Origin of the sequence: Aeromonas sp. A35_P, assembly GCF_002259925.1 — a bacterium.
In the GTDB taxonomy this organism is placed as follows: Bacteria; Pseudomonadota; Gammaproteobacteria; order Enterobacterales; family Aeromonadaceae; genus Aeromonas; species Aeromonas dhakensis.
On record NZ_NEVB01000080.1, the window covers coordinates 1 to 7,431 of the forward strand.

Below are 7,431 nucleotides of genomic sequence, written 5' to 3' on the forward strand. Positions count from 1 at the left end.
CGAAAATAGTGTTCCCAGTCAATGACATCTGGTGATGGCAGTGATTGCATTGCAGCACGCGTGGCCGACTTTTCAGGTGACAACAGGTCTTGTTGGCACATTCAGGGCAGACAAAGCCGTGAGGAAAACGCCAAGTGAACAACGCGTTTTCGCACTGAGCTTCAGTGCCATAGTCCTTGAGAAGCTCAAACAGGCTGTAGCCTTTCTGGAATTGGACTTTGCTTTTGGCCATGATCTCGCTCCTCGATAACTGTGCATAAGATCAGTATAGTTCGGGGTGACTGCTAATCATGGGTAATCAGGATTTATTTTATATTGCCGAACATCATATACATGCAGCCCATAAAACCATCACTTTCTTATTCACCAGTAGACATACCTACAAGGTCGGAGCACGTATCTGCTGGCCCAGAAAGAGCGTTTTTCGCATAGCAAAAGAGGCGCCACTGGCGCCTCTTTTGCTGAACGGCTTGTCCGCTGTTACAGGCTGGCACAGATCTGCCAGAGGTCGTACTGGATGGCGGCGGCCGTCACTTCCCGGCCGGCCCCCGGGCCCTGGATGACCAGCGGGTTGGTGCGATAGCTGTCGCTCTCGATGGCAAACACGTTGTCGCAGGGCAGCAGGTTGGCGAACGGGTGGTGGGGCTCCAGCGCCTCCAGCCCCACTCGTGCCTTGCCGTCGTGCTCGAAGCGGGCGACGTAGCGCAGCACCTTGCCGACCCGGCGCGCCCCCTCGAAGGCGGTCTGGATCGGGTCATCCAGCTCTTTCAGCCTGTCCATGAATTGATCCGTGCTCACCTTGCGCAGGGTCACCGGCACCAGGTTCTCCAGCTCGATGTCGGCGGAGTCGAGCTCGAAGCCCGCCTCCCGCGCCAGAATGAGCAGCTTGCGGCGCACATCCTGGCCGGAGAGATCCTCGCGGGGATCCGGCTCGGTCAGGCCGTGCTGCCACGCCTCGTCCACCAGCTCGGAGAAGGGGCGAGTGCCGTCATACTGCTGGAACAGCCAGGAGAGAGTGCCGGAGAAGATGCCGGAGACCCCCTGAATGCGGTCGCCGCTCTGGCGCAGCATCTGGATGCTGGACTGGATCGGCAGGCCGGCGCCCACGGTGGCGTTGTAGCGCCACTGCACCTGATGGTCGCGGCAGGTCTGCTTGATGCGCTGGTAGAACTCGCTGTCGGCGGCGCCGGCAAACTTGTTGGCGGCAATGATGTGAATGCCGAGCTGGGCAAAGTCCGGGTAGTAGCGGCTCACCGTCTCGCTGGCGGTCATGTCCAGCGCGATCAGGGTATCGAAGCCGTGCTGCTCCAGCTGGGCCAGCAGCTCGGGCCAGATCAGCGGCTTGGGATTGAAGTTGTCCTGCACCTTGAGCGGATCCAGCCCCTCTTCATCCAGCAGGCCCCCTTCCGAGCTGAACACCCCGTAGAGGGTGAGTGCCAGGTTCAGTTCATGCTCGAGCCGCGCCTTCTCGCGGGCATAGAGGTTGAGCCAGTGACCGCCGATGTTGCCCTTGCCGAACACCACCAGCCCGACCCGGTTCGGGCGGCTGAACAGGGCGCTGTGCAGAGCGATCAGCAGCGGCTCCAGCACCACCTGGCGCAGCACGGCCACCAGGCTCAGGCCATCTTTGGCGACCTGCACGAACTCCAGCGGCTGATCCGCCAGCAGCTGGTAGAAGCGGTGACACTGCTCTGCGTTGTCGGTGACGCCGGCCCCCACCAGCGCCACCAGGCTGTAGCCTTCGCGCTGGATAAGAGCGGTAAAGCTGCCCTGCAGCTGGAAGTCGCGCAGCAGCTCGAACGCCCCCTGCGCCACCTCGAGGGTGTAGGCGAGGCGCAGGATCCGGCGATCCGGCTGGCGCTGCAGGGTGAGCGGGTTGAGGCGATGGCGGGCCAGATAAGCCTCGATTGTTGCCACTGTCTGCTCAAAGTCAGTCTGCGGCAGCACCTTGAGCTCGATCAGAGCGATCTGATCCACCGAGGAGACGATGCGGGCACCGCCTGAGCGCGGGGCGCGGCGCAGGATGTGGGTGCAGCCCTCGTCCGGGTTGTAGCTGCAGCGCAGGGTGAGGCGCTGGCGGCTGTCGGCCACCGGCTGCAGGGTGCGCGAATGCAGTACCGAGGAGCCGAGGCGGGCCAGTTCGTTGGCTTCGGCGAGGCTCAGGCGCTCCAGCAGGCGAGCTTCCTTGACCCGGCGCGGGTCGGCGCTGTAGACCCCGGCCACATCACTCCAGATGGTGGTGGATTCGCCGTCCGCCAGCAGGGCCAGCAGGCTGGCGCTGTAGTCGGAGCCGTTGCGGCCGAGCAGCAGGGAGCGTCCCTCCATGTCGGCGGCGATAAAGCCGGTCACCACGATGCGCCCGGCGTGTTCCGCCAACCGCGCCTTGAGCAGTTCGCTGGAGAGCGCAGTATCCACCTTGACCAGGGCACCATCCTCGGCGCGCAGGAAGCTGCGGGCATCGAGCCAGATGGCCTTGTCACCGCGACTGGTAAGCAGGGCCGCCAGCAGGCGCGCCGACCACACCTCGCCAAAGGCGAGCAGGCCGTTGCGCTCGAAGCGGTCAAACTGCCCCTCCAGGGTCTTGGCGATCAGCTGCATGTCGTCGGCCAGCTGCTGGCTCAGCTCGAGATGGAGTTCCCCTTCCAGCAGGCCGTCGATCAGGCTCTGCTGATAGGCCTGCAGGGCCGAGATGGCCTCGCCGGCGGCTTCATCGCCGGCTTCGGCCAGCTCCACCAGCTGGATCAGCCGGTTGGTGGTCTTGCCGGCGGCGGAGACCACCACCAGCTCTCGCCCGCCCCCCTGCTGCTCGGCTTGCTGTTCGAGAATGCTGGCGACCCGGCGGTAACAGACCGGATCCGCCAGACTGCTGCCACCGAATTTGTGGACGTGACGTCGCTTCAAGCCTGCTTCTGTTGCCACCGCTATCTCTCCTTGTTGCTGCTGTTCCATTACTTCGCCACCTGCTGTGCCTGCTGTGCTTGTGCAAACGCCTGGGCCAGATCGGCCACCAGATCCTCACCGTGTTCGATACCGACCGACAGGCGCAGCAGCTGGCTGCTGATGCCTGCCGCCTGCTGGGCGGCCGGGGTCATGGCCCTGTGGGTCATGCTGGCCGGATGGGCCACCAGACTCTCCACCCCGCCGAGGGATTCTGCCACCGAGAAGAGGGTGAGGGCCGCCAGGAAGGCGCGAATGCCCGCCTCGTTGCAATCGAGCTCAAAACTTAGCATGGCGCCGAAACCGGACTGTTGACGGCGCGCAATATCGTGGCCCGGATGGCTCGGCAGGCTGGGGTGATAGATGCGTTTGACCAGCGGCTGCTGCTGCAGGAAGGCGAGGATGCGGTCGGTGTTCTCCTGATGGGCGCGCAACCTGGGAGCCAGGGTGCGCAAGCCGCGCAGGGTGAGGTAGGAGTCGAACGCCCCGGAGGTGAGCCCCAGACAGTTGGCCCACCACACCAGCGACTCGGCCAGCTCGGGTTCCTTGGCGATCGCCACCCCGCCCACCACGTCGGAGTGGCCGTTGATGTACTTGGTGGTGGAGTGCACCACCAGATCGGCCCCCAGCGCCAGCGGCTGTTGCAGCAGCGGCGAGAGGAAGGTGTTGTCCACCGCCACCTTGGCCCCCGCCGCGTGGGACGCCTCGGCGATGGCGGCGATGTCCACCACTCGCAGCAGCGGGTTGGAGGGGGTCTCCACCCACACCAGCGCGGGCTGCTGGGCAAGCGCCTCGGCCAGTGCCGCCGCATCCCCCTGATCGACGAACTGCACCCGGTAGTGGCCCTTGGCCGCCAGGTACTCGAACAGGCGCCAGGTACCGCCGTAGCAGTCGTGGGGAGCGATCAGCAGATCCCCCGCCTTGAGCAGGGCGGTGGTGACCAGATGGACGGCCCCCATGCCGGTACCGGTCACCACGGCGCCGGCCCCCCCTTCCAGCGCCGCCAGCGCGTCCGCCAGATTGGTGCGGGTCGGGTTGCCGGAGCGGGCATAATCGTATTGACGGGGCTCGCCAAAGTCGGCAAAGGTGTAGTTGCTGGAGAGGTAGATGGGTGGCACCACGGCACCGTGCTGTGTGTCTGTCTCAATCCCGGTGCGCACTGCTTGGGTGGCCTTGTGGGTCATGTCACTCTCCTTGATGTCTCTTCACACGCGGGCATCTTGCTGCCACGCGTCATCCCGCCATTGCAGGCTCATGGTGAACCACACTACGCCAGCTTAAAAAAGCCGTCAACACTTCCAGACGTCTAAATGGCTTTGCTGTTGGATTGCCATTAAATTCCTTAAGGGTTAAAATCCGCGCTCACGGCTAAACGAGAACAGGTGGATCATGGGTACAGAGTGGAACGGCGACTACGTCAGCCCCTACGCGGAGCACGGCAAGAAGAGCGAACAGGTCAAGAAGATTACCGTCTCGATCCCGCTCAAGGTGCTGAAGGTGTTGACCGATGAGCGCACCCGCCGTCAGGTGAACAACCTGCGTCATGCGACCAACAGCGAGCTGCTCTGCGAAGCCTTCCTGCACGCCTTCACCGGTCAGCCGCTGCCCTGCGACGAAGATCTGCGCAAGGATCATCCGGACAGCGTCCCTGCCGAGGCGCGTGCCATCATGGAAGCGCTGGGCAAAGAGATCGAAGATTTCGACGCCGAGTAATCCAGCAGCAGATGCCAGACAGCAAACCCCCTTCGATGACGCGGCCCCAGGCCGCGTCATCGCTATCCGCCCCTTTCAGCCTGCGTCGCTACCAGAGCGACGTCTGCAGCCACAGCCACGACCACGCCCAGCTGGTGATCCCCCTCGACGGTCCCATCGAGATCGAGGTGCAGGGCCAGGGGCGGCGGCTCATGCCCGGCTTTGCCTGCATCATCGCCCCCGGTGAGCGGCACGACTACGCCGCCGATCCGGCGCTCTCGTTTCTGGTACAGGAGAGTCACTGGCTGCCCGGCGAGCTGGGCGAGCGCCCCTTCATCGAGCTGGACCAGGCTCAGCGCCACTACCTCGCCTTCCTGCACCGCATGGTGGCAGAAGGGCGCCACGTGGCCGGCATGGAGCAGGTGTGGCTGGGTCTGCTGGCAGAGGCGCAGCAGGCAGGCTCGCGCGGCCGTGCCCGCCTCGCCCCGCGCATCGGCAAGGTGCAGCGCCATATCGAGGCTCATCTCGCCGAGCCCCTCAGCAACGAGCGGCTGGCCGCCATCGCCTGCCTCGGCCAGAGCCAGTTCAAGCACGCCTTCCAGCAGCAGGTGGGGATGAGCGTCTCCCACTACATCCGGGCGCGGCGCATGGCACTGGCGCGTACCCTGCTCGCCCACACCGCCCTGCCCGTCGGCGACGTGGCCAGCCGCTGCGGTTACCAGAATCAGGGGGCCTTCGGCGAGCGCTTCCTGGCTGAAACCGGAGTGACCCCTTCCCGCTGGCGCCAACAAAACGGCCGCTTGCCGTAACCGGGCGGCCGTTTGCCGAAGACGGCGCAGGTGGTTTCGAAGCATGCTGAGGCTCATGCAAGGTATGGGCAACGAGGAGCCAAGATGCAGACCATAAGCTGGCAGGATTTCGAGATGGTGGAGCTCAGGGTGGGCACCCTGGTGCGGGTCGAGCCCTTCCCCGAGGCGCGCCGCCCGGCCTACAAGGTGTGGGCGGATTTCGGCCCCGAGCTCGGGGTGCGCAAGAGCAGCGCCCAGATCACCGACCTCTACCAACCGCAGGAGCTGGTGGGCCGCCAGATCGTCGCCGTGGTGAACTTCCCCCCCAAGCAGATAGGCCCGTTCCAGTCGGAGTTTCTGCTGACCGGCTTCTACCGGCCGGATGGCGCCGTGGTGATCGCCATCCCCGAGCAGGCTGTGCAAAACGGCGCCAAGCTCGGCTGAGGCCACCACCGGACGGATACAAGAGAGGCGACCCAGGGGCCGCCTCTCTTTTTTGCGGCTGGTTGCGCGCCCTTACTTCAGCAGGCTGAAGATCAGCGCCGACACCGCCAGCGCGCCGGTCAGCAGGATGAAGCCGTTGGTCCAGCGCTGGCGGAAGCGGGCCAGCGCCTCCACCTTGTAGATGGCCACCACCGGCATGATGAACAGGATCATGGCGATCACCGGGCCGGAGAGGGTCTCCATCAGCCCCAGGATCCCCGGGTTGATGATGGCGGCGCCCCAGATGGAGAAGAACATCAGGGCGATGCCGAGCTTGTCCGCCTTGGCCAGCGACAGGCCGGTGGGCTTGGCGATCAGGCTTTTCAGGCTCTCGCGGGCACCGAGGAAGTGACCGAGGAAGGAGGAGCTGATGGCGATGAAGGCGATGAGCGGCCCCAGGGTCACGATCACCGGGTTGTCGGTGATGTTGGCGAGATAGGAGAGTACCGAGACGTTCTGGGCCTTGGCCTCGGCCAGCTGGGCCGGCGAGAGGCTCAGCACGCAGGAGAAGACGAAGAACAGCACGAAACCCACCAGCATGACGGTGGTGTTGCGCAGGATCAGGCTGCTCTTGGCTTCCGCCTGCTCGCCGTACTCCCGGCGCTGCACGTTGGCAAAGCCGGAGATGGCGGCGGCGTGGCTTCCGCCTGCTCGCCGTACTCCCGGCGCTGCACGTTGGCAAAGCCGGAGATGGCGGCGGCGTGGCTGAAGGCGAACACGGTGACCGGCAGCGCCAGCCAGACGGTGTTGAGGAAGCTGCCACCCTCCAGGCTGCCCAGCTGTGGCCACTGCCACTGGGGAATGAGGTAGCAGGAGAGCGCTGCCAGGATGGCCGCCAAGGGATAGACCATGACGGCAAAGGCGCGCAGCATCGCCTTCTCACCGGCCAACATCACGGCGATCATGGCGAACACCAGCATGCCGGAGAGCATCACCCGGTTCGGGGTCGCCATGCCGAGCTGATTGATCATGAAGCTCTCCACCGTGTTGGTCAGCCCGACCCCGTAGATGAGCAGGATCGGGAAGATGGAGAGGAAGTAGAGCGCCGAGATGAGGCGGCCGGCCATCTTGCCGAAGTGCTCCTGGGCCACCTCGGTGAAGTCGGCGTGGGGGCGCGACGAGGAGAGCACGAAGCGCGCCAGCCCGCGGTGGGCCAGGAAGGTCATGGGGCCGGCCAGCACGGCGACTATGATGAGGGGCCAGATCCCGCCCAGACCCAGGTTGATGGGCAGGAACAGGATGCCGGCACCGACGGCGGTACCAAACAGGCTGATGACCCAGTGGGTGTCGTGACGGCGCCAGGGGGTGGCGCTGACGGTGGTGGAACGGGAACCGGACAGCTCCCCTGTGACGTCTACAGATAAACTCATTACTAATTCACTTTTTGTCAGTGTTTTAATCTGAGTTCATTGTGGTTTATCGGGATTTAATTCTCAAAAATCCCCCCTGAAACATATCACTACCATTACGGGCTTCAGCCAGTGAGATTGGGAATGGAATCGGGATCACATAAATGAGTAAAACTAAATTC

The 7,431-nt window shown here is 64.2% G+C and carries 6 protein-coding genes and 1 pseudogene; 3 read left to right on the forward strand and 4 right to left on the reverse strand.

Going from position 1 to position 7,431, the window contains the following annotated elements:
- From CAK78_RS06305 to metB, 3 genes are all read right to left on the reverse strand, one after another.
- A partial coding sequence (locus CAK78_RS06305) for a transposase (protein WP_141214132.1) occupies positions 1-232 on the reverse strand: 232 nt, incomplete at its 3' end.
- A 248-nt stretch (positions 233-480) separates the two neighbouring features.
- On the reverse strand, positions 481-2,949 hold the full coding sequence (locus CAK78_RS06310) for a bifunctional aspartate kinase/homoserine dehydrogenase II (RefSeq protein WP_094696728.1): 2,469 nt from the start codon (positions 2,947-2,949) through the stop codon (positions 481-483).
- On the reverse strand, positions 2,949-4,121 hold the full coding sequence (gene metB / locus CAK78_RS06315; protein ID WP_094696729.1) for a cystathionine gamma-synthase: 1,173 nt from the start codon (positions 4,119-4,121) through the stop codon (positions 2,949-2,951). Before metB ends, CAK78_RS06310 begins: the two co-directional genes overlap by 1 nt.
- A gap of 205 nt (positions 4,122-4,326) precedes the next feature.
- Between metB and metJ the strand changes: the two genes are divergently transcribed.
- From metJ to CAK78_RS06330, 3 genes are all read left to right on the forward strand, one after another.
- Positions 4,327-4,650, forward strand: a complete 324-nt coding sequence (metJ, locus tag CAK78_RS06320) for a met regulon transcriptional regulator MetJ (RefSeq protein WP_005308521.1) — start codon at positions 4,327-4,329, stop codon at positions 4,648-4,650.
- Between the two features lie 35 nt (positions 4,651-4,685).
- A complete protein-coding gene (locus CAK78_RS06325) occupies positions 4,686-5,438 on the forward strand; it encodes an AraC family transcriptional regulator (protein WP_094696730.1) in 753 nt (250 codons plus the stop codon).
- Between the two features lie 84 nt (positions 5,439-5,522).
- Positions 5,523-5,861, forward strand: a complete 339-nt coding sequence (locus CAK78_RS06330; RefSeq protein ID WP_094696731.1) for a tRNA-binding protein — start codon at positions 5,523-5,525, stop codon at positions 5,859-5,861.
- Between the two features lie 72 nt (positions 5,862-5,933).
- On the opposite strand, the pseudogene CAK78_RS06335 reads toward CAK78_RS06330, so the two are convergent.
- A pseudogene (locus tag CAK78_RS06335) lies at positions 5,934-7,270 on the reverse strand (HAAAP family serine/threonine permease).
- Positions 7,271-7,431 lie beyond the last annotated feature (161 nt).